The 21,044-nt window shown below is 70.4% G+C and carries 21 protein-coding genes and 1 pseudogene; 10 read left to right on the top strand and 12 right to left on the bottom strand.

The window, feature by feature from the left end:
• Window positions 1-397: 397 nt before the first annotated feature.
• Together FL311_RS18320 and FL311_RS18315 are read left to right on the top strand one after the other, a co-directional pair.
• Window positions 398-961, top strand: a complete 564-nt coding sequence (locus FL311_RS18320) for a regulatory protein RecX (protein WP_141326531.1) — start codon at window positions 398-400, stop codon at window positions 959-961.
• 129 nt (window positions 962-1,090) lie between these two features.
• Window positions 1,091-1,867, top strand: a complete 777-nt coding sequence (locus FL311_RS18315) for an alpha/beta fold hydrolase (RefSeq protein ID WP_141326529.1) — start codon at window positions 1,091-1,093, stop codon at window positions 1,865-1,867.
• Window positions 1,868-1,870: 3 nt separating this feature from the next.
• Here the strand turns inward: FL311_RS18315 and FL311_RS18310 are convergent, their stop codons facing one another.
• Complete coding sequence (locus FL311_RS18310) at window positions 1,871-2,782, bottom strand: LysR family transcriptional regulator (protein ID WP_141326527.1); 912 nt, start codon at window positions 2,780-2,782, stop codon at window positions 1,871-1,873.
• 90 nt (window positions 2,783-2,872) lie between these two features.
• On the opposite strand from FL311_RS18310, the gene FL311_RS18305 reads away from it, so the two are divergent.
• The gene (locus tag FL311_RS18305; RefSeq protein ID WP_141326525.1) at window positions 2,873-3,985 is read left to right on the top strand and encodes an aldo/keto reductase; all 1,113 of its coding nucleotides are present in this window, start codon (window positions 2,873-2,875) and stop codon (window positions 3,983-3,985) included.
• Window positions 3,986-3,988: 3 nt separating this feature from the next.
• Here FL311_RS18305 and FL311_RS18300 read toward each other — a convergent pair whose 3' ends face one another.
• The 7 genes from FL311_RS18300 to FL311_RS18270 all read right to left on the bottom strand — a co-directional run bounded on the left by FL311_RS18300 (window position 3,989) and on the right by FL311_RS18270 (window position 10,410).
• The gene (locus FL311_RS18300) at window positions 3,989-4,507 is read right to left on the bottom strand and encodes a Uma2 family endonuclease (protein WP_248543034.1); all 519 of its coding nucleotides are present in this window, start codon (window positions 4,505-4,507) and stop codon (window positions 3,989-3,991) included.
• 121 nt (window positions 4,508-4,628) lie between these two features.
• Complete coding sequence (locus tag FL311_RS18295; RefSeq protein ID WP_141326521.1) at window positions 4,629-5,219, bottom strand: Uma2 family endonuclease; 591 nt, start codon at window positions 5,217-5,219, stop codon at window positions 4,629-4,631.
• A 64-nt stretch (window positions 5,220-5,283) separates the two neighbouring features.
• Window positions 5,284-6,021 (bottom strand): SDR family oxidoreductase, encoded by a 738-nt coding sequence (locus FL311_RS18290; protein ID WP_046716433.1) that lies wholly within the window; start codon window positions 6,019-6,021, stop codon window positions 5,284-5,286.
• A 24-nt stretch (window positions 6,022-6,045) separates the two neighbouring features.
• Window positions 6,046-7,437: an FAD-binding oxidoreductase gene (locus FL311_RS18285; protein WP_141326520.1), complete on the bottom strand. Its 1,392-nt coding sequence runs from the start codon at window positions 7,435-7,437 to the stop codon at window positions 6,046-6,048.
• A gap of 13 nt (window positions 7,438-7,450) precedes the next feature.
• A complete protein-coding gene (locus FL311_RS18280; RefSeq protein ID WP_141326518.1) occupies window positions 7,451-8,896 on the bottom strand; it encodes a UbiA family prenyltransferase in 1,446 nt (481 codons plus the stop codon).
• Window positions 8,897-8,971: 75 nt separating this feature from the next.
• On the bottom strand, window positions 8,972-10,015 hold the full coding sequence (locus FL311_RS18275; protein WP_046716431.1) for a methyltransferase: 1,044 nt from the start codon (window positions 10,013-10,015) through the stop codon (window positions 8,972-8,974).
• Window positions 10,016-10,026: 11 nt separating this feature from the next.
• Window positions 10,027-10,410: an MXAN_6627.5 family MYXO-CTERM protein gene (locus FL311_RS18270; RefSeq protein WP_141326516.1), complete on the bottom strand. Its 384-nt coding sequence runs from the start codon at window positions 10,408-10,410 to the stop codon at window positions 10,027-10,029.
• Window positions 10,411-10,524: 114 nt separating this feature from the next.
• Between FL311_RS18270 and FL311_RS18265 the strand changes: the two genes are divergently transcribed.
• Entirely contained in the window at window positions 10,525-11,853 is a 1,329-nt protein-coding gene (locus tag FL311_RS18265; protein WP_141326514.1) for a response regulator, read from the top strand.
• Between the two features lie 73 nt (window positions 11,854-11,926).
• Here the strand turns inward: FL311_RS18265 and FL311_RS18260 are convergent, their stop codons facing one another.
• A complete protein-coding gene (locus tag FL311_RS18260) occupies window positions 11,927-12,574 on the bottom strand; it encodes a hypothetical protein (RefSeq protein WP_141326513.1) in 648 nt (215 codons plus the stop codon).
• A gap of 57 nt (window positions 12,575-12,631) precedes the next feature.
• Here FL311_RS18260 and FL311_RS18255 point away from each other — a divergent pair, with 57 nt between their 5' ends.
• From FL311_RS18255 to FL311_RS18240, 4 genes are all read left to right on the top strand, one after another.
• A complete protein-coding gene (locus FL311_RS18255; RefSeq protein WP_141326511.1) occupies window positions 12,632-13,132 on the top strand; it encodes a hypothetical protein in 501 nt (166 codons plus the stop codon).
• Between the two features lie 57 nt (window positions 13,133-13,189).
• On the top strand, window positions 13,190-14,173 hold the full coding sequence (bcp, locus tag FL311_RS18250; RefSeq protein WP_228556935.1) for a thioredoxin-dependent thiol peroxidase: 984 nt from the start codon (window positions 13,190-13,192) through the stop codon (window positions 14,171-14,173).
• 629 nt (window positions 14,174-14,802) lie between these two features.
• A complete protein-coding gene (locus tag FL311_RS18245; protein WP_141326506.1) occupies window positions 14,803-15,288 on the top strand; it encodes a hypothetical protein in 486 nt (161 codons plus the stop codon).
• Between the two features lie 98 nt (window positions 15,289-15,386).
• Window positions 15,387-15,767 carry a hypothetical protein gene (locus tag FL311_RS18240; RefSeq protein ID WP_141326504.1) on the top strand — a complete coding sequence of 127 codons (381 nt, stop codon included), beginning with the start codon at window positions 15,387-15,389 and terminating at the stop codon, window positions 15,765-15,767.
• A 284-nt stretch (window positions 15,768-16,051) separates the two neighbouring features.
• On the opposite strand, the gene nagZ is transcribed toward FL311_RS18240, so the two are convergent.
• A complete protein-coding gene (gene nagZ / locus FL311_RS18235; RefSeq protein WP_141326551.1) occupies window positions 16,052-17,116 on the bottom strand; it encodes a beta-N-acetylhexosaminidase in 1,065 nt (354 codons plus the stop codon).
• 231 nt (window positions 17,117-17,347) lie between these two features.
• Here nagZ and FL311_RS18230 point away from each other — a divergent pair, with 231 nt between their 5' ends.
• Window positions 17,348-17,740, top strand: a complete 393-nt coding sequence (locus FL311_RS18230) for a DUF488 domain-containing protein (RefSeq protein ID WP_141326502.1) — start codon at window positions 17,348-17,350, stop codon at window positions 17,738-17,740.
• A 91-nt stretch (window positions 17,741-17,831) separates the two neighbouring features.
• Window positions 17,832-19,214 carry an ATP-dependent RNA helicase DbpA gene (gene dbpA, locus FL311_RS18225; RefSeq protein WP_141326500.1) on the top strand — a complete coding sequence of 461 codons (1,383 nt, stop codon included), beginning with the start codon at window positions 17,832-17,834 and terminating at the stop codon, window positions 19,212-19,214.
• A 6-nt stretch (window positions 19,215-19,220) separates the two neighbouring features.
• On the opposite strand, the gene FL311_RS18220 is transcribed toward dbpA, so the two are convergent.
• Window positions 19,221-20,117 (bottom strand): hypothetical protein, encoded by an 897-nt coding sequence (locus tag FL311_RS18220; protein WP_141326498.1) that lies wholly within the window; start codon window positions 20,115-20,117, stop codon window positions 19,221-19,223.
• 11 nt (window positions 20,118-20,128) lie between these two features.
• Window positions 20,129-21,044 (bottom strand): annotated as a pseudogene (locus FL311_RS18215) (hypothetical protein); the annotation flags it as partial.

Raw genomic sequence — 21,044 nt, 5'->3', positions numbered from 1 at the left:
GAGGGGCTCGTGGTGATGCTGAAGCCACCGTGAGGCGCTGCCCCCACGAGCCGGCACGCCTGCTTCATGTTCGTAGCGCGCGGCCAGGCCGTGATGCGGGGAGTGTTCGCGGCGGTGCTCCAGGCCCTGTGACTCCGCAGGCCCGCTCTCCCGCTGATGCTCCACGCCAGGTGAACGAAAGAGGGCTTGTGGTGGTGGTGCTCGAGGGGCAGTGACTTCGCGGGTCCGCCAGGAGGCCCGACCTCCTGCGATGGCGCGCTGGGGCTCGGGAGCCGCCATCACGCGTCCTCGGCCGCAGGGGAGGCGGACGAGGGGCCTGCTCGTCCGTCCGCCCTCGTTTCGTCGGGGTATCACCCGAGCGGCGTCTTCGTCGGACCGCCCTGATAGATAGGGCGGCGTGGAAGACGACCGGACCGGACAGGACAGCAGACCTCCGAGGAAACAGAAGCGACCCCGGAAGGTGTCTGCTCGCTACCTGGAGAACGCGGCGCTGCACTACTTGAAGCGCTACGCCTCCACGGTGAGCCAGCTCAAGCGCGTGCTGGTGCGCCGCGTGGACCGCTCGGTGAAGGAGCACGGCGGGGACCGCGCGGAGGCGCTCGGGTGGATTGACGCGCTCACGCAGAAGCTCATCCGCAACGGCCTCATCAACGATGACGCCTACGCCGGCATGAAGGCGCAGTCGCTGCGCGCGGCCGGGCGCAGCACGCGGGTGATTGCGCAGAAGCTGCGGATGAAGGGCGTGGCCGCGGACCTGGTGCAGCGCAAGCTGGCGCAGGCCACCGCGGAGGTCTCCGACGAGGACGCCGCGCGCATCTGGGCCCGCAAGAAGCGCCTGGGCCCCTTCCGCAAGAACCTGGCGACGCGCGAGGAGAACCGTCAGCGCGACCTCGCCGCCCTGGCGCGCGCGGGCTTCTCGTTCGGGATTGCGAAGAAGATCATCGACGGGTCGCTCGACTGAGCATGGCCGTGCGCGGCCCGTGATGCCGTGAAGCAGTTTTGCGCGAAAGAACGAAGCTATCAAGTCGCGCCGCGTTCCCGTACGTCCCCGCGCGACCGGAATGTCTCCGGTCACGCACGGGGGCATGGGATGAACGCGACGCGAGAGACGCGCACAGTCACGCTGGAGGACCTGCGGCTGCACTGCACGCTGCTGGGCGAGGGGCCTCCATTGCTCCTCCTTCACGGCTTCACCGGCGCGGGCGGGGACTGGGGCCACGTGTTCGACCTGGACGTGCTGGCCCGTGAGTACCGGCTCGTCATCCCAGACCTGCGAGGCCACGGCCGGAGCCACAATCCCTCGGAGGACTTCACCACGCGCCAGTGCGCGACGGATGTCCTCGCGCTCCTGGACGCGCTGGGCATCGAGCGGTGCCGAGCCATCGGGATGAGCCTGGGTGGCAACACGCTGCTTCACGTCGCCACGCGAGCCCCCGCGCGCGTGGAGCGGATGGTGCTGGTCTCCAGCACGCCGTACTACCCCGCGTCGGCCCGCCGCATCATGGCGACCTACACGGAGGCGTCGCGCTCGGAAGCGGAGTGGGCGGACCTGCGCTCGAAGCACGTACACGGAGACGCGCAGATTCGAGCCCTGTGGCGACACGTCCGAGGCTTCGCGGACAGCTTCGATGACATGAGCTTCACGCCGCCGCACCTGGGAACGGTGCTCGCGCCGACGCTGCTCGTCCAGGGAGACCAGGACCCGCTCTATCCGGTGGAACTGACGGTGGAACTGCACCGCTCCATTCCGGAGTCCCGCTTGTGGGTCGTCCCTGGTGAGGGCCATGTCCCGCTCTTCGGGGCGTGGCGTGAGGTCTTCGTCCGCACGGCGCTGGCGTTCCTTTCGGGGCCGACGCCCACGGGGTGAGCCTCAGGCGCGTGTGGGCGTGGGAAGCATCTTCCGCGCGAGCGCGACGAAGGCCTTCAGCGCCGGGGAGGCGCGAGCCCGGTGGGGGTAGTACAGGAAGAGGCCCGGGACGGAGGGCGCCCAGTCCTCCAGCACGGCTCGCAGCGTCCCCTCGCGCAACGCCGGGGTGAGCTCCGGCTCGGCGAGGTACGCCAGGCCCACGCCCGCCACGGCCATGCGCCGCGTGAACTGCGAGTCGTCCGTGACGAGCGGCCCCTTCACCGCGATGCGCAGCTGCTTGCGCCCGCGCTCCAGCTCCCAGTGGTACGGCAGGCCCGTGGTGGGGGCGCGGTAGCCGATGCACTCGTGCTGAGCCAGGTCCGCGGGGCGCGTCGGCGTCCCATGCTTCTTCAGGTAGGCCGGCGAGCCGACGATGAGGAAGCGGAAGGAGGGTGACAGGCGCAGCTGCACCATGTCGCGCTCCACGGACTCCGTCAGCCGCAGTCCCGCGTCCAGCCCCTCCGTCACGATGTTCACGAACCGGTCCGTGACCCGGACGTCGACGCGGACGTGGGGATGCTCCTGGATGAAGCGGGGGATGACAGGCTCGATGACGGTGGCGAGCCCCATCACGGGCACGGTGAGCCGGAGCGTGCCGCTGATCTCGGACACGTCCGCGGACAGGTGCTCCAGCGCGCCCAGCGCCGACTCCAGGCCCGGTCCCGCGCGCTCCAGCAGGCGCTGCCCCATGTCCGTGAGCGACACGCTGCGCGTGGTGCGGGAGAGCAGGGCGCCGCCCACGCGCTCCTCCAGCATGCGCACCGTCTGGCTCACCGCGGACGTGGAGACGCGAAGCTCCTTGCCCGCGCGCGTGAAGCTCTTGTGCCGGGCGACGGCGACGAACACGGCGAGCTCGTTCAGGGGTGTCAGGGCCATTGTGAAGCCATCCTAAACAGTGTTTGCGATTCCAGTCTCTTCTCGAAGAAGCCCGTGGGCGGCAGTTTGAGGTCATCCACGGAGGCACGCATGACGACGAACCGCATCGACACGCTGTCGAGGTACCACCTGCTGGGCCGCTCGGGCCTGCGGGTGAGCCCGCTCGCGCTGGGGGCCATGACGTTCGGCACGGAGTGGGGCTGGGGCAGCCCCAAGGACACGGCGCACCGGCTGCTGGCCCGCTACCTGGAGGCGGGCGGCAACTTCATCGACACGGCGGATGGGTACACGGGCGGCACGAGCGAGGCGTTCATCGGGGATTATTTCGCGGAGCACGGCGGACGGGACAGCGCCGTCATCGCGACGAAGTTCACCGTGAACACGATTCCCGGGGACCCGAACGCGGGCGGCAATGGGCGCAAGAACCTCCGGCGCTCGCTGGAGGCGTCGCTGCGTCGGTTGAAGACGGACTACGTGGACCTGTACTGGCTGCACGCGTGGGACGGAATCACGCCGCTCGAGGAGGTGATGTCCACGATGACGGACCTCGTGCGCTCGGGGAAGGTCCGCTACATCGGGCTCTCGGATGTGCCGGCCTGGTACTTCGCGCGGGCGCAGACGCTGGCGGAGAAGGAGGGGTGGGAGCGGGTGGCCGCGTTGCAGCTCGAGTACTCGCTGGTGGAGCGCAACATCGAGCGCGAGCACATCCCGGCCGCGTTGCAGCTGGGCGCGAGCATCACGCCGTGGAGTCCGCTGGCCTCGGGGTTGTTGTCGGGCAAGTACACGCGGGAGCGCGGCGTGGTGAAGGGGGATGGGCGCGTGGCGGCCATCCAGGGTGGAGGGAACCCGGGCTTCGAGAAGCTCTTCACGGAGCGCAACTGGGGCATCGTGGAGGCGCTGCTGGAGGTGGCTCGGGAGCTGGACAAGCCGCCGGCGCAGGTGGCGCTGGCGTGGGTGACGCGGCGGCCGGGCGTGGCGTCGACCATCATCGGGGCGACGAAGCCGGAGCAACTGGAGGCGAACCTGCACGCGCTGGACGTGGTGATTCCGGAGGCGCAGGCGGCGAAGCTGGAGGCGGCGAGCCGTCCGGAGCTCGTCCACCCGTACCACTTCTTCGAGAACGAGTTCTTCATCAGCGGCATGTTCACGGGGGGCACGTCCGTGCGAGCGGAGCCCACGTGGTTCCGCCCGGCGGCGCGCTGAGCCTCAAGGCACGGGACGCTGGAGCGAGCGCCACAGCCAGCTCCAGCGCAGCGGCAGGTCCTCGAAGGGCGGGACGCGGATGAGGGCCTCGTGCTCGTGATGGACGGCCACCTCGCTCCAGTGGCCCTCGCGCAGCTCGCTCACGGTGAGCGTGCGCGCCTCCAGGTCGATGAGCCACAGGTGGCGGATTCCGAGCCTCGCGTAGAACGGACGCTTGATGCGCACGTCGTACGAGCGGGTGGACGGCGACAGGATTTCACAGACCCAGTCGGGCACGGTGGTCCACTGTCGCTCGGGGAGCGTGGGGACTCGCTCGCGTCGCCAGCCGGCGAGGTCGGGGATGAACTCGGGGGAGCCCTCGGCCTGGACGCCGGGCTCGACCATGAGCCACCATCCGCCCGGGCCGGGATTACCGAGCTGGAAGGGACCATCCAGCTCGCCGAAGAGTCTCAAGCCCAGATACACATGTCCGCCCCCGGGGCGGGCATGCGTGTACAGCGCACCATCGATGATCTCGCCCACGACGCCCTCGGGCAGAGCCTCGAGGTCGGCGAGGGTCGCGACACCCTTTGTCTCGCGCTTGCCGTAGGCCATGCCCCGAGTGTGGAGATAGCAGCGCCGTCTGACAAGCCGAGGTGGGAGGCTAGGTCCCGGAGGTGGTTTCCAGGAGCGGCCAGAGCTCGTCGAGCCTCAGCTCGAGGTCCTCGAACGGATGCACTCGGACGATGTCGTCATCGCAGTAGGTCCCGACCTCCACCCACTGTCCCTCGCGCAGCTCGCTCACCAGCAAGGTGCGTGCGTCCAGGTCGATGAACCACAGATGCTTGATGCCAATCCGCGCGTAGAAGGGTCGCTTGATGCGCAGGTCGTAGGCGCGCGTCGATGGCGACAGGACTTCACAGGCCCAGTCGGGCGCGACGAGCCACGAGCCCGCTGGAATCCTCGCCACCCGGTCCTTCCTCCACCCCGCGACATCCGGAATGAACTCAGGAGAGCCCTCCAGTCGGATACCGGGCTCCACTTGAATCCACCAACCTCCAGGCCCACCTCGCCCCTGCTGGAAGGGCCCTCGGAGTGCGGCAAACAGGCCGCCCAGCGTGTCCATATGCCCAGCACGCGGCTGGGCATGCACATACAACGTTCCCTCGATGATCTCGCCCACGACGCCCTCGGGCAGAGCCTCGATATCGGCGAGGGTCGCGACACCCTCTGTTTCGCGTTTGCCGTAGGCCATGCCCCGAGTGTGGAGATAGCAAAGCCGTCTGACAAGCAGCGCCGCTCCCGGCGTCCGTTTACAGCTAGAGCTTCAACTTCTTGAACACGGATTCCGGGATGCTCTTGATGATGAGCATGATGAGCGCCCAGATGCCGGGGACGTAGACCTCGTTCTTGCGCCCGTCCGCCGCGCTCAGGAGTCCGCGCGCCACCTTCTCCGGCGAGGCGAACAGCTTGTTCTTCGGGATGTGCGCCGTCATCGGCGTGTCCACGAAGCCCGGCTTCACCGTCACCACCGCCACGTTGGACTTCGCCAGCCGGTTGCGCAGGCCCTGGAGGAACACGTTCAGCGCGCCCTTCGACGCGCCGTACACGTAGTTGCTCTGCCGGCCCCGGTCTCCCGCCACCGACGAAATCACCACCAGCGTGCCCGCCTTCTGCGCCTCGAAGCGGTTCGCCAGCGCCGTCAGCAAGGACACCGCGCTCAGGAAGTTGGTGCGCAGCACCGCCTCCGTCGCCGCCCACGAGCGCTGCGCCTCCGTCTGGTCTCCCAGCACCCCGTGCGCCAGCACCACGCCGTCCAGCCCACCCAGCGCCTGGAACGCCCCGTCCACCAGCGCCTCGTGCGCGCTGAAGTCATTCAGGTCGAGCGCCTTCGACTCCACCTTCGCGGCGCCCCGCGTGGCGGCATCCTTCGCCACCGCGTCCAGGTTCTCCACGTTGCGGCCCACCAGGTACAGCGAGGCACCGCGCGCGGCGAGCAGTCTCACCGTCGCCTGGGCAATGGCGCTGGTGGCGCCGAGGACGAGCACTTTCTTCATGGGGCTTGGAATCTCGAAGAGGGGTCAGCGAAGCGCAAGCAGGGATTGCGGCGCGGCGGCTCCGCCCTTCCGCTCCGACTCCAGCGAGAAGGGCAGGGCCACCGGGTTCATCCGCCGCCAGAAGGACGAGGAGAAGGCCGGGTCGATGTAGCCCGCGAACTCCGAGCGGCGCGGGAAGTACGCCGCGAAGCTCTCCGGGCTCATCCGCGCGTCCTTCGCCGGATACACCGCGCCGCCCGCCTCGCGCGTGAGCTTGTCCAGGTCCTCCACCAACCGGTACGTCTTCTCCCCCCGGTTGGCGAAGTCCATGGCCAGCGTCACACCCTGGCGCGGGAAGGACAGCCACCCCGGCGAGGGGATGTCACCGAAGGTCTTCAACACCGACAGGAAGCTGGGCAGCGCGCCGCGCGAGCTGCGCTCCAGGATTTCCTTCAGCGCGTCGCGCGCCGTCGCGTATGGCACCACGCACTGGAACTGGAGGAAGCCACGCCGGCCGTAGATGCGGTTCCAGCCATAGATGGCATCCAGCGGATAGAAGAACGGGTCGTAGTGCGTCAGCCGCTGCTTCGGCTTGCCGTTCTGCCGGTGGAAGTACAGCCAGTTGAACGCCGACACCGACAGCCGGTTGAGGCAGAACGCCGGCATGTCCATGGGCACCGCCAGCCCCATGCCGTGCGACAGGTGGCTCTTCGCCAACGGCAGCCGGTCGAACTGCGGCGGCGCGAAGTTGCCCCGGTAGAGCAGCCCGCGCCCCAGCTTCCGGCCCCGCGCCAGGCAGTCCACCCACGCCATGGTGAACTCGTGGTCCGCCTCGGACTCGCGCGCCACGACCAGGAACTCATCCAGGTTCCCGAAGGGCACCGTCTCCTGCAACACGAACGGGTTGCTGATGGGCTTGAGCTGCACCTCCGCCCACGTGACGAGCCCCGTGAGCCCCAGGCCCCCAATCGTCGCCCCGTACCAGTCCGGGTTCTCGTCCGGCGCGCACACCCGGCGGCTGCCATCCGAACGAAGCAGCTCGAAGCGGCGCACGTACCGGCCGAACGTCCCCCCGCGGTGGTGGTTCTTGCCGTGCACGTCGTTGGCGATGGCGCCGCCCACCGTCACGTACTTGGTGCCCGGCGTCACCGGCAGGAACCAGCCGCGCGGCACCGCCAGACGCAACAGCGTGTCCAGCGACACGCCCGCCTCGCAGCGCACCACGCCCGTCGCCGCGTCGAACGCGATGAGCCGGTCCAGCCCGGAGGTGAGCAGCAGCGTGCCGCCCCCGTTCAGACACGAGTCGCCATAGCTGCGCCCCAGCCCGTGCGGCAGCACCGCGCCGGACACCTCCGGCAGCGCGTCCGAGCGCCACGTCAGCGCGTGCGTGCGCTGCTCGACTCGGGGATAGCGTCCCCAGGACTCCAGTGCCTTCATCGCGCAAGCCCTCTCACGTGGCCGCCCACAGCACCAGGGCCGCGACCAGCCCCACCGCGTAGCTCACCCGGTCCCTCAGTGCGAAGACGAGCGGGTCCTCGTTCACCTGCCCGCGATGCGCCAGCACCCAGATGCGGCCCACCCAGTACAGCATCACCGGGCACAAGAGCCACAGCCGCTCGGGGTGGTCGTAGTACACCGTCACCTCCTTCGAGGTGATGTACAGCGCCAGCACCAGCACCGACACCTGGCCCGCCGCCGCGCCCAGGCTGGCCAGCTGCTCGTAGTCCTGCGCCAGGTAGCCTCGCCCGTGCGCGGAGGTCTCGTTGGACAGCCTGAGCCTGCGCACCTCGGACAGCCGCTTCACCAGCGCCAGCGACAGGAACAGGAACGTGCTGAACATCAACAGCCAGCTCGACGTGGGCACGCCCACCGCCAGCGAGCCGCCGAAGATGCGCACCGTGTACAGGCCCGCCAGCACCAGCACGTCCAGCATCACCACCTGCTTGAGCCGCAGCGAGTACGCCAGCGTCAAGGCGTAGTACGTCGCCAGGAGCGCCGCGAAGGCGGGCGGCAACAACAGACACACCGCCGCGCCCGCCAGCAGCAGGAGGGGCGCCAGCACCACCCCCACGCTCACCGGCAGCGTGCACGCCGCGAACGGACGGTTCTTCTTCGTCGGGTGCCGCCGGTCGGAGTCCAGGTCCAGCAGGTCATTGAGCACGTACACGCTGGACGCGCACAGGCTGAACGCTGCGAAGCCCAGCACCGCCTTGAGCAGCAGGTCCGGCGACGCGGCCTTGTGCGCGGCGAGCAGCGGCACGAACACCAGCGCGTTCTTCGCCCACTGGTGCACGCGCAGCGCCTTCACCCAGACGCGGAGGCTCGTCCTCGGCTTCTCGAAGACGCGGTGCACCGCGCGCCCCAGCCCGTGCGCCTGCTTCAGCACGCCCGAGGGCGCGTGCACCACCACCACCTGCCGCGACTCGCGCCACAAGGGCACGTCCACCGCGTCGTTGCCCGCGTAGTCGAACGTGCCGAGCGACGCCTTCAGCTTCGCGAGCTTGCGCGCCCCGGACAGGTTCTCCCGGCCGTCGCTCGCGTGCACCTCGGCGAACAGCCCCAGGTGCGAGGCCACGGCCTGCGCGATGCGCTGGTCCGCCGCGGTGGCGAGCACCAGCCTGCGCCCTTTCGCCTTCTCCTCCTGGAGGAAGCCGAGCAGCTCCTCGTTATAGGGCAGCAGCGAGGCGTCCAGCGCGGCGCGCCGGGCCACCTCCGCCTTGAAGTACGCCTTGCCCTTGAGGACCCACAGGGGAAGGAGCAGCACCAGCCAGGGCGCGCGCTTGAAGAGGACGAGCAGGTTCTCGTGCAGCGTGTCGGTGCGCACCAGCGTCCCGTCGAGGTCGACGGCGAGCGCCACGTCTGGCGAATCAGCGGAGAGGGGTGTCTCGGGAACCATGGGCAACGGGAGGCGCAGGGTAGCCCATCGGCGCCGTCTCCAGGGGGCGGAAGGACGTGCCCGCCCGGACGAGACTCAGTCGAGCCGCGCCACGTGCAGCGTCTGCAGGGGCAGGTGGCGGATGGGCCGGCTGCTCTCGATGCGATAGCCCGCGTCGTCCAGGAAGCCCTCCACCTCGGCGGGCGTGTACGCCGCCGCGCCCGACGTCACGAAGTAGTGCAGGCCGATGAGCGGCGCGGAGCTGGAGGGGTCCTGGATGTCCTCGCGCAGGTACTCGAGCACCGCCAGCGTCCCCTTCGGCGCCAGCGCCCCCCGGATGCGGCGCAGGAGCGCCACGTTCTGCGCGGGCGTCAGGTGGTGCATCACCTGGAACAGCAGCACCCCGTCATACGGGCCGCCCAGGTCCGCGGTGAGGATGTCCCCGGCCTGGTGGGTGACCAGGTGGCTCAGCCCCGCGCAGGCGATGATGTCCCGCCCCACGCGCACGCTGCCCTCCAGGTCCAGCACCGTCGCCTTCAGGCCCCGGTTGCGCCGGCACATCTCCGCCGCGAACCAGCCGTGCGCCCCGCCCAAATCCAAGAGCGTCTTCGCGCCCCGGGGCAGGGGGATGGCGCTCGTCACCTCGGGGGCCGCCAGCCGGGCGAGCTGGTGCATGGCGTGGATGTAGTCACGCCAGCGCGGGTCCTCGGGGGCGAAGCCGTGGATGTCCACCGCCTCGCCCGTGCGCACCACGCCCTCCACCTGGCTCCACCAGTCCCACTGCGCGTAGTTGAACTCCAGGAACGCCCCCACGTACTGGGGCGAGCGCGGGTCCAGCCACCGCTTCGAGCGGGGCGCCAGCCGGTAGCGGCCGTCGCGCTGCCGCTCCACCGCCTCACAGGCGATGAGGGCCTCCAGCAGCGAGCGCATCCCCTCGGGGGACAGCTTCAGCCGGGCGGCCAGCGCCTCGGAGGTCGCCGCGCCGTCCGCCAGCGCGCCGTACACCCCCAGCCGCACCCCCGCCATCAGCGTGCGCGAGGCCATCATCCCGAAGAAGGCATGGGCCAGGGGCTTGGGGGCCAGGTTGAGCCAGTCCGCCACGCGCTCCAGCAGGTTGTCCGCCTTGAGGCCCAGCCGCATGCACGCGTCCCCTATCCTCGGTTGCGCCGGGGCCGGGCCAGTCCGACCAGACCCACCAGCACCAGCGCACCCTCCGCGCCCATCAGACAGCCTACCTGCTCCGCCTTGCGCACACCCGTGTAACGGCACTTCCCGTCGTCACAGGTGAAGCGCGCCGAACAGTCGCCGCTGTGGCGGCAGACGGTGTTCACCCGCCCCGTGCCGTCCTCGCCCTCCGGGTTGTCCCGGTCCGGCCCGCCCTCGCCGGAGGAGGCGTCCGGCAGGGGGATGATGATGCCCCCGTCGGCGCCCGCGTCGTCGGCGGACCAGGCCCACGCGAGCGCGGGGGACACGAGGGACAGGCACGCCAGCAGACCGAGGGTCCGGGCACGGAACAGGTGACGGAGAGAGGCCATGACGGGGTCGTCACCCTAACCGCCCGGCGGCACAGATGCATCCACCGTGGAAAGGGGAGGCCGGGGGTAGATTGTCCCACCCCCTGGCTGGCATCTGGTAGCGTACGGCCCGCGATGGCCGCCCCCAGAATCCTCGTCGTCGATGACAACCCGGAGCTTCTCTCCCTCCTCACGCAGCTCTTCGAGGACGCGGGCTACGAGGTCGTCGGCGCCAGCCGCGGCAAGCAGGCCATCGAGGTGGCCAAGGCGAATCCCCCCGGCGCGGCCGTCTTGGACATCCTGCTGCCGGACATGATGGGCTATCCGCTGGCGGACGCGCTGCGCAAGGACAACCCGCAGCTGCCGCTGCTCTTCATCACCGGCGTCTTCAAGGGCGGCAAGCACGCGCTGGAGGCGCGCCAGAAGTACCAGGCGGCCGGCTACTTCGAGAAACCCTTCGAGGCGCAGAAGCTCCTGGAGGCCGTCACCAAGGTCCTCGCCCCCGAGAAGAAGGCCCCGCCCCCAGGCTCGCTCCAGGACGCCTTCGAGGTGGAGCTGGACATCGACGTGGAGGAGGAGGGCCCCCAGGACGTCATGGAGCTGACGGGCCGCATCAAGGTGACGGGCGGCGGCAACATCACCGCGGAGATTCGCGGCGCCAACCTCACCGCCAGCCCCATGCAGAAGGTGCCGGCCACCCAGGTGCGGCCGCCCACGCCGGGCCGTCCTCCGGACCAGCCGCCCCCGGGCTCGGGCGCGCCGGGCAGCCGCCGGGGCGAGCTGAAGGACAACCTGCCCTCGCTGCTCACCGCCTACTACCTGTCCCGGGAGACGGGCGAGCTGGGCATCCAGAAGGGCAAGGTGAAGAAGGTCGTCTACTTCGAGAAGGGCATGCCGGTGTTCGCCCTCTCCAACCTGCTCGCGGACCGCTTCGGTCAGTTCCTGGTGCGCGTGGGGAAGATCAAGCCCGAGCAGCTCCAGGACGCCTCCGCCGTGGCGGGGCAGACCAACCGCCGCACCGGCGACGTGCTGGTGGAGCGCGGGCTGCTCAAGGACACCGAGCGGCTGTACTACGTGGGCCAGCAGGTGAAGGCGGTCATCTACTCGCTCTTCGCCTGGGATGAAGCCACGTACGTGATGAGCTTCCGGGAGAAGGCCAGCGCGGAGTCCATCAAGCTGGACGTGCACCCCGGCAACCTCATCGTCCGCGGCATCAAGAAGCTCTACAAGCCGGAGCGCCTGCGCAGGCTCCTGCAGCCCGAGGACCGGCTCATCCCGGCGGTGGCCCCCGCGTACCAGTTCAACGAGGTGGAGCTGGAGCGGTGGGAGGCGGAGCTGCTGCCCAAGATTGACGGCATCCGCACGGTGGCGGAGCTGCTCGCGTTCGCCAACCGCCCCGAGCACGTCGTCTACGGGTTCCTGGTGGCGATGATGTCGCTGGGCATCCTGGAGAAGCGCTCGTAGGCCTCGTGGGCCCGGGCGTCGTCCTCGACGGGAGGGGACGCCCGTGGAGCCCCGAGGGAGTTTCGGGAGGTGCTCAGCCGCCCGTCAGGCGGGAGCCGATCCAGAACAGGCCGAGCGCGCCGGAGGCCAGCGCCACCGCGCGCTGCACCCAGGCGGTGATGCGCGCGTTGAGGCGGGTGAGGCCCTCGGCGAAGAGCAGGCCCACCGCGCCCATGCCGATGAGGATGCCCAGGGCGAAGCCGGGCAGGTAGGTCCACGCCGCCAGGCTCATGCTGCCGCCGACGAGCAGCGGGGGCAGGGCGAGCAGCAGCGAGCGCACGCCGCTGACGGCCATCAGCGCGCCGGCGGCGGTGCTGACGGTGTGCACGTGCTGGTGGGGCTCCTTCGCGTGGCCGGGCAGGTGGGGGTGGCCGTGGTCCAGGCTGCTGGGGAAGAGCAGGGCGGCGACGGCGAGCGCCACCAGCACGGCGCCGCCGAAGATTTCGGCCCAGCGCTCGAAGGTCTCCGACAGGCCCACGCCGGCCAGCAGGCACACCGCGGCGATGCCGCCCAGCATGGCCGCGTGCCCCAGCGCGAAGCGGAAGGCGGTGATGATGGCCGCCTTGCGCCGGCCGCCGTTCAGGGTTCCGAGCGTCGCGACGGCGGCGCAATGGTCCGGCCCCACGGCATGGAGCAGGCCCTGGAGCAGACCGAGCAGGAAGGCGAGGAGGATGGGCGGCACGGCCCGTCACCCTAGCCGCGCTTCCCTCCAGAGGCCAGCAGGAGGTACCTACGCGGCATGTGGACTGCCTTCCAGCGGCCTGCCGCCGCGCTCCCAATCCTGCTGTGCCTGGTGTTCTCCACCGGGTGTGACTCCGGCCCCGAGAAGCTGCGCGAGGCCGACGTGAAGTACCAGGCCCTGGTGGACCAGGGCGTGCGCCCCACGGACCCGGCCTGGGACGAGGTCGTCGCCGCGCTGGAGGCGGTGCCCAAGGACTCGCGCTCCCGTCCGGAAGCCGACAAGCGGCTGGCGGCCATCCGGGGCCTGCGGGGCAAGCTGCCCCCGCGTCCGCTGGCGACCCCGGGCGCGACGGGCCCCGGCACCGACGACTCCGACGCCAAGCGCGCCGCGTGCGAGGCGCTGGCGAAGAAGCTGGGCGTGGCGGACGACGCCGCGCGCGAGCCGCTGCAGGCGGCGTTGACGCAGTGTCAGAAGGAGCTGGTGCGCATCGAGTCGCACAGCCACCCGCCGGGGGAGCATGGCCACGAGCACGGCCATGAGGCGCCCGCGACGAAGTAGCGCGCGTGGGGGAGATTGAGAACGTGCCCTGTTTGTGGCTATGGAACGCGCATGCCCATGCCCCAAGCAGGTGACGCGGCTCCCGACTTCCAGCTGCAGGACCAGGACGGCAACACCGTGACGCTCTCGCGGTTCGCGGGGAAGAACGTCGTCCTCTATTTCTATCCGAAGGATGACACTCCCGGGTGCACCGTGGAGGCGTGCAGCTTCCGCGACGAGCACTCGACGCTGGAGGCCGCGGGCGCCGTGGTGCTCGGCGTGTCCGCGGACAGCACCGCGAGCCACCGGAAGTTCGCGACCAAGTTCAGCCTGCCCTTCCCGCTGCTGGCGGACACCGAGCACCAGATGTCGGAGGCGTACGGCGTCTGGGGTGAGAAGTCGCTGTACGGGCGCAAGTTCCTGGGCATCACCCGCGCGACGTTCCTCATCGGGCCGGATGGCAAGGTGAAGCAGGTGTGGCCGAAGGTGAAGGTGACGGGGCACGTGGTGGAGGTGCTCGCCGCGCTGGGCGCGAAGCCCACGAGCCTTCCCACGGGGGAGTTACCGGCGCCGGGCTCGAGCCCGAGCGTGGAGGAGTCGAGCGCGGGTGACGAGGACGCGCGCGAGGCTCCGGCCGCGAGCGCTCCGGCGCCCGCTCCGGCGCGAGTGCCGGTGACGCGGTTCGATGCGCCGAAGCGCAAGGCGCCGCGTGACACGGGGGCGGGTGCCACGGCCCAGGTGGAGGCTCCCGAGGCGCGCCCGGCGAAGGCCGCGCCCGTGACGAAGGCCTCGCCCGTGACGAAGGCCGCGCCCGCGAAGAAGGAGGCTCCGGCGAAGAAGTCGGCCGCGCCCGTGAAGAAGCGTGCCGCGAAGAAGGCGGCTCCGGCGAAGAAGACCGTGCCCGCGAAGAAGGGTGGAGTGAAGAAGGTCGCTCCGGCGAAGGTCCCCGCGAAGAAGGCGGCTCCGGCGAAGAAGGGTGCCGCGAAGAAGTCTGCTCCCGCCAAGAAGGGCGCTGCGAAGAGGGCCGCGCCCGCGAAGAAGAAGGGTGCCTCGCGGAAGTAGGCACCTCGCGGAAGTAGGACGCTGCGAAGAAGGCCGCGCCCGCGAAGAAGAAGGGTGCCTCGCGGAAGTAGGCACCTCGCGGAAGTGGAGCGCTGCGAAAGAAGGCCGCGCCCGCGAAGAAGAAGTGCGCATCGCGGAAGTAGGACGCCTCGCGGAAATGGGGTGCCTTGCGGAAGTAGGGTGCCGCGAAGAAGGGACCTCCCGGGAGTGAACCTGCCTCTCGGGAACGCGTGAAGTTGTGAGGGTCCTGGGCTCACCGTCAGACAGGCACTCGGGATGACTGCCGAGTGCCGTGTCGACAGCCCGGGCGCGGCGGCGAAGTCCGCGAAGCCTCACAAGGCCTTGGCTCCTTCCGTGTGGCGAGCTCGCTCCGAGGCTCGCGCAATTCTTGCGCGCCTGGAGCCCTTGCTCGCAAACCCTTCGCATCCGCCCGAATACGCCTTCTGTCAGGAAGAAGCGTGGATGGTCATTCGGACCTCCCCGCCTGACGAAGTCATGAAGAGGACTGTTCGCACGCGCTCGCGAGGGTTTAATTGAGCAGGCGGCCGAGGGCCGCCATGTACCTGTTTCGTGGGTGGACGCCGTCGAGTGTCCACCTTCGATGAACGGGAACCTCAAAGGGAGTGGACATGCGCGAGCTGAATCTTCGACGGTGGACCCAGGTGGCGGCGCTGACGATGGGCGCGCTGTGGACCGTGGGTTGTGGTGCGCTTCCCGAGACGGGAGGCAAGCAGCCGGGCGAGCCGCGAGGCGGCGCGTTCGCCCAGCGTGGCATCCAGCCGAGCGCCCTGCTGGACATGGAGGGCAACGTGCACCCCGAGAAGTCTCCGCCGTGGTTGATGACCGCGGACCGGGGTCACAACGGCACCATCAAGGAGATTGGCTCCAGCATCGACCCGCGCACGCCCAAGCTCGACGGTCAGCAGAACAAGTCCCTCTGGGATGACTCGGGCAAGATGATGCAGGACCGCTACGGCAGCGCCACCTACTCCCCCACGGCGCAGGGCCTGGGCGGCGAGGACGGCGCCATGACGGGGACCGTCACGGACCACCACCGCTCCTGGGGCTACCGCCCGCTCGGCTGGCAGGACCGCAACGCCCACTCGCGCCGCTAGGCGCCCGGCGTGCCCTCGCCCATCCCCCCGCCGCCGTGGGCTGGGGGATGCGTATCCATCCCTCTGGAGCCTCGGATGGCTCGCCGGAGGGATTGCACATGAACCACCGAACCGCGCGCCGTTGGCTCCTGCCTGGGGCCCTGGTCGTCATCACCTCGCTGGGCACCGCCTGCGGGGATTGGGGTGGCTCCTGGTACCAGGGCAACTCCAACGAGGCCCAGCCCTTGAGCAGCTTCGGTCCCGGTACGGGGGGCTCGGGCCCGAACATCGCCCCGGTGCAGGACCGCGTGGGCGAGAATCTTCCGCCCACCGCCGTGAACAACGTGCCGCCTCGCGTGCAGCCCGGAATCGCCCAAGGCGACCCGGACGCCATCCGCCGTGAGGAGGAGAAGGAGGCCCGGCAGGACCGCGAGGAGGCGAAGGACTCCGCTCCGGCGCGAGCGCCCGCCCAGACTCCACCTCCCGACAACACACCCTGAGCCGCTGCCTCCAGGCCCGGGCGCCCCCTGGGTCCGGGAGTCGGGTCCGCCCGCGGTCGCCGCCCTGCGCGAGCAGGGTCGCATCACTCCGCCCGTGAGCATTCATCCGAAGGTCAGCGTCCCTCGGACGTGGCCTCGCAAGAAGGCTTCGTCCGCGAGCGCCCTGGGCGAAATGGCCGCACGCACTGGACGTGGCCTCACGGGGCTTCACCGTGCGCCCTCATCGGCACGTGCGTGGCGCGACGGCCCGCGGGGGCAGCCGAGCGGGCTCCACCCGCGAGCCGTCAGCGCGACGCGAGCATGACCTCGGTCGGGTCCTTGCCCGCGAAGGAGCTGTCGAGCCCCTGGGCGAGCGCCAGATGCTCGGCCCCGCCGAGCGTGGCGAGCCGGTCCTCCGCCGGGTGGGCGAAGCGCGCGGCGAGCACATCCAGCCGGCGATGCGCCTCGGTGATGCGCTCGCGCGGAATCCGTCCGGACTCCACCGCCTTCACCACCGCCTCGATGGCGCGCCGCTGCACGTCCACCTGATGGCACACGAGGAACAGGTCCACGCCCGCGAGCGTGCCTCGCACCGCGGCCTCCTCCACGGAGTAGTGCGCCGCGATGGCCTTCATCTCCAGGTCGTCGCTGACGAGCACCCCGTCGAAGCCCAGCTCCTGGCGCAGCACGCCCGTCAGCACGCGCTCGCTCATCGTCGCGGGCATCTCCTTGTCCAGCGCGTCGAACATGACATGCGCCGTCATCAGCGACGCCAGCCGCGCCTGCGCGAAGGCGCGGAAGGGCACCAGCTCCACGCGCCGCAGCCGCTCCAAATCATGCGGCAGCCGGGGCAGCGTCAGGTGGCTGTCCGTCATCGTGTCGCCATGCCCGGGGAAGTGCTTTCCGCAGGACGCGACCCCTCCGGCCTCGAGCCCGCGAGCGAGCGCCACGCCCAGCCGCCCCACCTCCTCCGCGTCCCGGCTGAAGCTCCGGTCGCCGATGACGGGGTTGGCCGGATTGGTGTCCACGTCCAGCACCGGCGCGAAGTCCCAGTCGAAGCCCACCGCGCGCAGCTCGTGCGCGAGCAGCCGCCCCACGCGCTCCACGACGCCCGCGTCCCCGCGCTGTCCCAGCTCCCGCATCGGGGGCAGGGTGGTGAACGGCGCTCCGCGCAGCCGGGCCACGCGCCCACCCTCCTGGTCCACGGAGAGGATGAACGGCCGGCCCGCGCGCACCTTGAGCTCGTGGCACAGCGCCGCCGTCTGCTGGGCCGTGCCCACGTTGCGCTTGAACAGGATGGCGCCGTAGATGCCGTCATCCATCAACGACGCCAGGTCGGCGTCGACGCGGGTTCCAGGAAAGCCCACCATGAACAGGCGGGCACAGTCGCGATACAGGGCGGAGGCGGTCACCCGCGCAGTGTCGCACTCCACGGGCCGGGGCTGGAGACCGGAATGCGCCGCGCCGCCCGGGGCGTCGTCTGCTCGTCAACTCCCGGGGCGTCCGGGCCCTTCGGGATACCGGTCCACGCGCGGGGTCGCCACGTTGCCTGGGGGCCCCGTGAGACGAGGGCGCCCATCGACCCAGGGGGCAGGCAGGCCATGATTCAGCTCGCGCGCGTGTATCACCATCTGGAGCCCGGGGACTCGGACGGCGCTCGCTTCCTCGTGGAGCGGCTGTGGCCCCGGGGCATCAAGAAGACCCGGCTGGAGCTCGACGGCTGGCTCAAGGACGTGGCGCCGAGCACGGAGCTGCGCAAGTGGTATGGCCATGACCCGGCGCGCTGGAAGGAGTTCCAGCGCCGCTATGCCCGGGAGCTCTCCTCGCACGACGAGGCGCTCGCGCCCCTCCTCGAGGCGGCCCGCCAGGGTGACGTGACGCTGCTGTACAGCGCGCGCGACGAGGACCACAACAGCGCCGTCGTCCTGAAGGACTACCTGGAGAAGCAGCGGCGGCGTCCGGTCAGGCGGCGCCGTCGCCCCACGGTGCATTGACTCGGGGGGCTTGTTCCACCCCGGGCGACTGCTACAAGGGCGCGCTGATGCTCCGAGGCACCTTCCGCGCCTCCGTTCAATCGAGGCCCTGATGGATTTCGCCACGCTCGCGCTGTCTCCCCCGCTGCTCCAGGTCCTGGGGGAGCTCGGCTTCCAGTCCGCCACGCCCATCCAGGCGCAGAGCATCCCCGTGCTGCTCGAGGGCAAGGACCTGGTCGGCCAGGCCCGCACGGGCAGCGGCAAGACGGCTGCCTTCGCGCTGCCCCTCTTGCGTCAGGTGCGGCTCCAGGACCGTCGGGTCCAGTCGCTGGTGCTGTGCCCCACGCGCGAGCTGTGCGCGCAGGTGGCGGGCGAAATCCGCAAGCTGGGCCGCAGGCTCCCCGGGCTCCAGGTGCTGGTGCTCGCGGGTGGCCAGCCCATCCGCCCGCAGTTGGAGGCGCTGGAGAAGGGCGCTCACATCGCGGTGGGCACCCCTGGCCGAATCATCGACGTGCTGGACCGCGACGCGCTGGACACCCGTGGGGTGGCCACGGTGGTGCTGGACGAGGCGGACCGCATGCTCGACATGGGCTTCCGCGAGGACATGGAGCGCATCCTCGGCGCCATGCCGTCGCGCCGGCAGACGGTGCTCTTCTCCGCGACCTTCCCGCCGGACATCGCGGCCCTGAGCCGCGCGTTCCAGAAGGAGCCGGTGCGCGTGACGGTGGAGGACACCGAGGCCGCGCCGCCCATCCGCCAGCTTCGCTACAACTCCGCGCCGGAGGACAAGCCGGCGATGCTGCTCAAGGTCCTCCACCGCCACATGCCGGCGTCCGCCATCGTCTTCTGCAACCACAAGGCGACGGTGGTGGAGCTGACGAAGTCGCTCTCCGACGCGGGCGTCAGCGTGGACGGACTGCAGGGTGACCTGGAGCAGTTCGAGAGAGATCGCGTCATGGCGAAGTTCCGCAACCTCAGCACGCGCGTGCTGGTGGCCACGGACGTGGCGGGGCGAGGCATTGACGTGGAGGCGCTCGACGCCGTCGTCAACTTCGACATGCCCTTCCAGCCCGAGCCGTACGTGCACCGCATCGGCCGCACCGGACGCGCGGGACGCACCGGCCTCGCCATCGCGCTGGTGACGCCGCGCGACGAGCGCAAGGTGGAGGAGATCGAACAGGCCCTCGGCGTGAAGCTGGAGACGGGCGACCAGGCCGCGCTGGAGGAGACCTTCATGAAGCCCGGCGCGCTCGGCTCCGAGTGGGAGACGCTCTACATCTCCGCGGGCCGCAAGGACAAGATGCGGCCGGGCGACATCCTCGGCGCGCTGACGGGCGAGGCGGGCGGGTTCGCCGCGACGGACGTGGGCAAGATTGAAATCCAGGACCACATCGCCTACGTCGCCGTCGCCCGGCGCGTGTCCCGCATCGCCTTCCAGCGCTTGAGCGAGGGCCGCATCAAGGGCCGCAAGCACAAGATTGAGCGCGTGAAGTAACACCGCTCAAGCCGGCGGCGGCGGGAGCCTGCGCACCTCGAAGTCGAACTCGCGCAGGTGGCCCCGCAGGAAGTCCGCGATGTACGCCAGGTGCGCGGGGAAGGGCGCCGAGTCCAGGAGCGCGAGGGACTCGTCCCGCTTCTCCAGCTCGCGAAAGGCCTCGGCCCGCAGCAGCCGATGCTCGTCCGAGTCCGAGGTCACGAGGTGGGCCAGCACGTGCAGGTTGCTGAGCACCGCCCGCGTGCGCCTCCAGGGGCTTCGCCATGACGCGCCCTGGTGATGGGGCGCGTTGCTCATCCACCACAGGTGCTGGCGCGCCTCCCACTCCCACGCGGGGGGCCGCAGCAGGTTCTCCCGCAGGACGAACTGGAGCTCCGCCTCGGTGGGGTGCTCGAGCCTGGGCGCTTCCTTCCACTCGCGTGGGAGCAGCGAGCGCGTCGTCTGTACCGTGGTGGACTCCAGCGAGACGCGCGCGCCCAACTCCACGAGGCGCCTGACGAGTCGTCCCGCCAACTCCTCGTTCCATGCGCCCAGCGACGCCGGGAGCTTGTCGAGCACTCGCCGGGCCTCCGTCGGCGACTTCCCCAGCTCGCGACTCAACAGGTGCATCACCTCGGCACGGCGTCCGCCGGCGTGGGCGAGCGTGACGCGGGTGGCAGGCTCCTCGTGAGGCACGGTGCGCTCCGTGAGGTCGCCGAGTGGGAGCAACTCACTCGCCCGAAACAGCTCGCGGCACGAAGCACAGCGGGAGAAGACCGGGACGCGCATCCACATCGGTGGGTCCTCCCACCAGCCATCCGTCCATATCGTCAGGCCCAGCGTGTTGAAGCTGGCGAGGGACCGGCGCAGGTGCGGCGCTCCACAGTGCGGACAGGCGACGACGACGTCGGGGCCGGGCATCATGGCCCCGAAGTCTATTTGCGCAGCAGCGTGCCCTCGAAGAAGAACGCCACGCACGCGGCCAGGATGAGCCACGTCCACAGCGGCACCGAAGGTCGGTCCTCGTCGCCGCTGGACGCCTTCACCGTCTCCTCGCCGAAGTACGCGGTGAGGGTCTCCTGCGGCACGCGCGTCAAGTCGCTCTCGGCCGGGTCCAGCGTCGCCGCGAAGGACAGCGCGGGCACCATCTTCCCCTCCGCGCCCAGCACCGAGTACGCCCCCGGCTCCAGCACCGGCCCCGCCACGACGGAGCCGTCCGTCTGCTCCTTCAGCGGCAGCTCCGCGCCATCCGGGGCCTTCACCGCCGTCACCTTCTGCGAGCCCTCCGGACGCAGCGTCGCCAGCTCACCCACGCGCACGCGCACCTCCTCGCGCTCCTCCAGCGAGCCGGTGAGGTACGCCGCGAAGCGCTGCATCAGCGGCAGGAAGCTGGTGCGGATGGCGAAGTCGCTCCAGTCGCGGTCCACCGTGCTGGTGAACAGCGCCACGCGGCCCTTGCCCTTGCGCATCACCGCGACCGCGGGAGCCCCGTCCTCGTACGTGGCCAGCACCTGGCTCGCGCCAGGAGACGTGGGGTTGTCCGCCTCCAGCAGCATGTAGCGGTAGAAGCGCGCGCCCACGAGGCCCTCCTCGGCGCGTCCGGTGAAGGGCGAGAAGAGCACGTGCTCCTGGTTCACCTGCGCCAGCCGCGCCGCCTTCGTCTCCGCCTCCGGGTCCGTGTCGCGCTCCGCGCTGGTGCGCAGCACGCGCAGCGGCCGGGGCAGCACCGCGCCCAGCTTCTGGTTGTAGTCCTCCGTGTTCACCCGGTCGCCCATGCTGACGAACAGGCCGCCGCCGTTCTCCACGAAGGTAGACAGCCGCGCCGCCTCCTCCGCGTTCGGCGCCGCCACG

The sequence above is a fragment of the Myxococcus sp. AB025B genome, assembly GCF_006518215.1.
Lineage (GTDB): Bacteria > Myxococcota > Myxococcia > Myxococcales > Myxococcaceae > Myxococcus > Myxococcus fulvus.
The sequence above is the reverse complement of the archived record's forward strand: the minus strand, read 5'-3'. Positions and strand labels throughout refer to the sequence as shown.

Excerpts from the sequence above, each read along its gene's own strand:
- FL311_RS18255 (WP_141326511.1), top strand. The coding sequence starts at position 12,632 with ATGTGGACTGCCTTCCAGCGGCCTGCCGCCGCGCTCCCAATCCTGCTG.
- FL311_RS18270 (WP_141326516.1), bottom strand. The coding sequence starts at position 10,410 with ATGGCCTCTCTCCGTCACCTGTTCCGTGCCCGGACCCTCGGTCTGCTG.
- FL311_RS18265 (WP_141326514.1), top strand. The coding sequence starts at position 10,525 with ATGGCCGCCCCCAGAATCCTCGTCGTCGATGACAACCCGGAGCTTCTC.
- nagZ (WP_141326551.1), bottom strand. The coding sequence starts at position 17,116 with ATGGTGGGCTTTCCTGGAACCCGCGTCGACGCCGACCTGGCGTCGTTG.
- bcp (WP_228556935.1), top strand. The coding sequence starts at position 13,190 with ATGCCCCAAGCAGGTGACGCGGCTCCCGACTTCCAGCTGCAGGACCAG.
- FL311_RS18305 (WP_141326525.1), top strand. The coding sequence starts at position 2,873 with ATGACGACGAACCGCATCGACACGCTGTCGAGGTACCACCTGCTGGGC.
- dbpA (WP_141326500.1), top strand. The coding sequence starts at position 17,832 with ATGGATTTCGCCACGCTCGCGCTGTCTCCCCCGCTGCTCCAGGTCCTG.
- FL311_RS18245 (WP_141326506.1), top strand. The coding sequence starts at position 14,803 with ATGCGCGAGCTGAATCTTCGACGGTGGACCCAGGTGGCGGCGCTGACG.
- FL311_RS18290 (WP_046716433.1), bottom strand. The coding sequence starts at position 6,021 with ATGAAGAAAGTGCTCGTCCTCGGCGCCACCAGCGCCATTGCCCAGGCG.
- FL311_RS18230 (WP_141326502.1), top strand. The coding sequence starts at position 17,348 with ATGATTCAGCTCGCGCGCGTGTATCACCATCTGGAGCCCGGGGACTCG.
- FL311_RS18275 (WP_046716431.1), bottom strand. The coding sequence starts at position 10,015 with ATGCGGCTGGGCCTCAAGGCGGACAACCTGCTGGAGCGCGTGGCGGAC.
- FL311_RS18240 (WP_141326504.1), top strand. The coding sequence starts at position 15,387 with ATGAACCACCGAACCGCGCGCCGTTGGCTCCTGCCTGGGGCCCTGGTC.
- FL311_RS18310 (WP_141326527.1), bottom strand. The coding sequence starts at position 2,782 with ATGGCCCTGACACCCCTGAACGAGCTCGCCGTGTTCGTCGCCGTCGCC.
- FL311_RS18280 (WP_141326518.1), bottom strand. The coding sequence starts at position 8,896 with ATGGTTCCCGAGACACCCCTCTCCGCTGATTCGCCAGACGTGGCGCTC.
- FL311_RS18285 (WP_141326520.1), bottom strand. The coding sequence starts at position 7,437 with ATGAAGGCACTGGAGTCCTGGGGACGCTATCCCCGAGTCGAGCAGCGC.
- FL311_RS18220 (WP_141326498.1), bottom strand. The coding sequence starts at position 20,117 with ATGATGCCCGGCCCCGACGTCGTCGTCGCCTGTCCGCACTGTGGAGCG.
- FL311_RS18315 (WP_141326529.1), top strand. The coding sequence starts at position 1,091 with ATGAACGCGACGCGAGAGACGCGCACAGTCACGCTGGAGGACCTGCGG.
- FL311_RS18295 (WP_141326521.1), bottom strand. The coding sequence starts at position 5,219 with ATGGCCTACGGCAAACGCGAAACAGAGGGTGTCGCGACCCTCGCCGAT.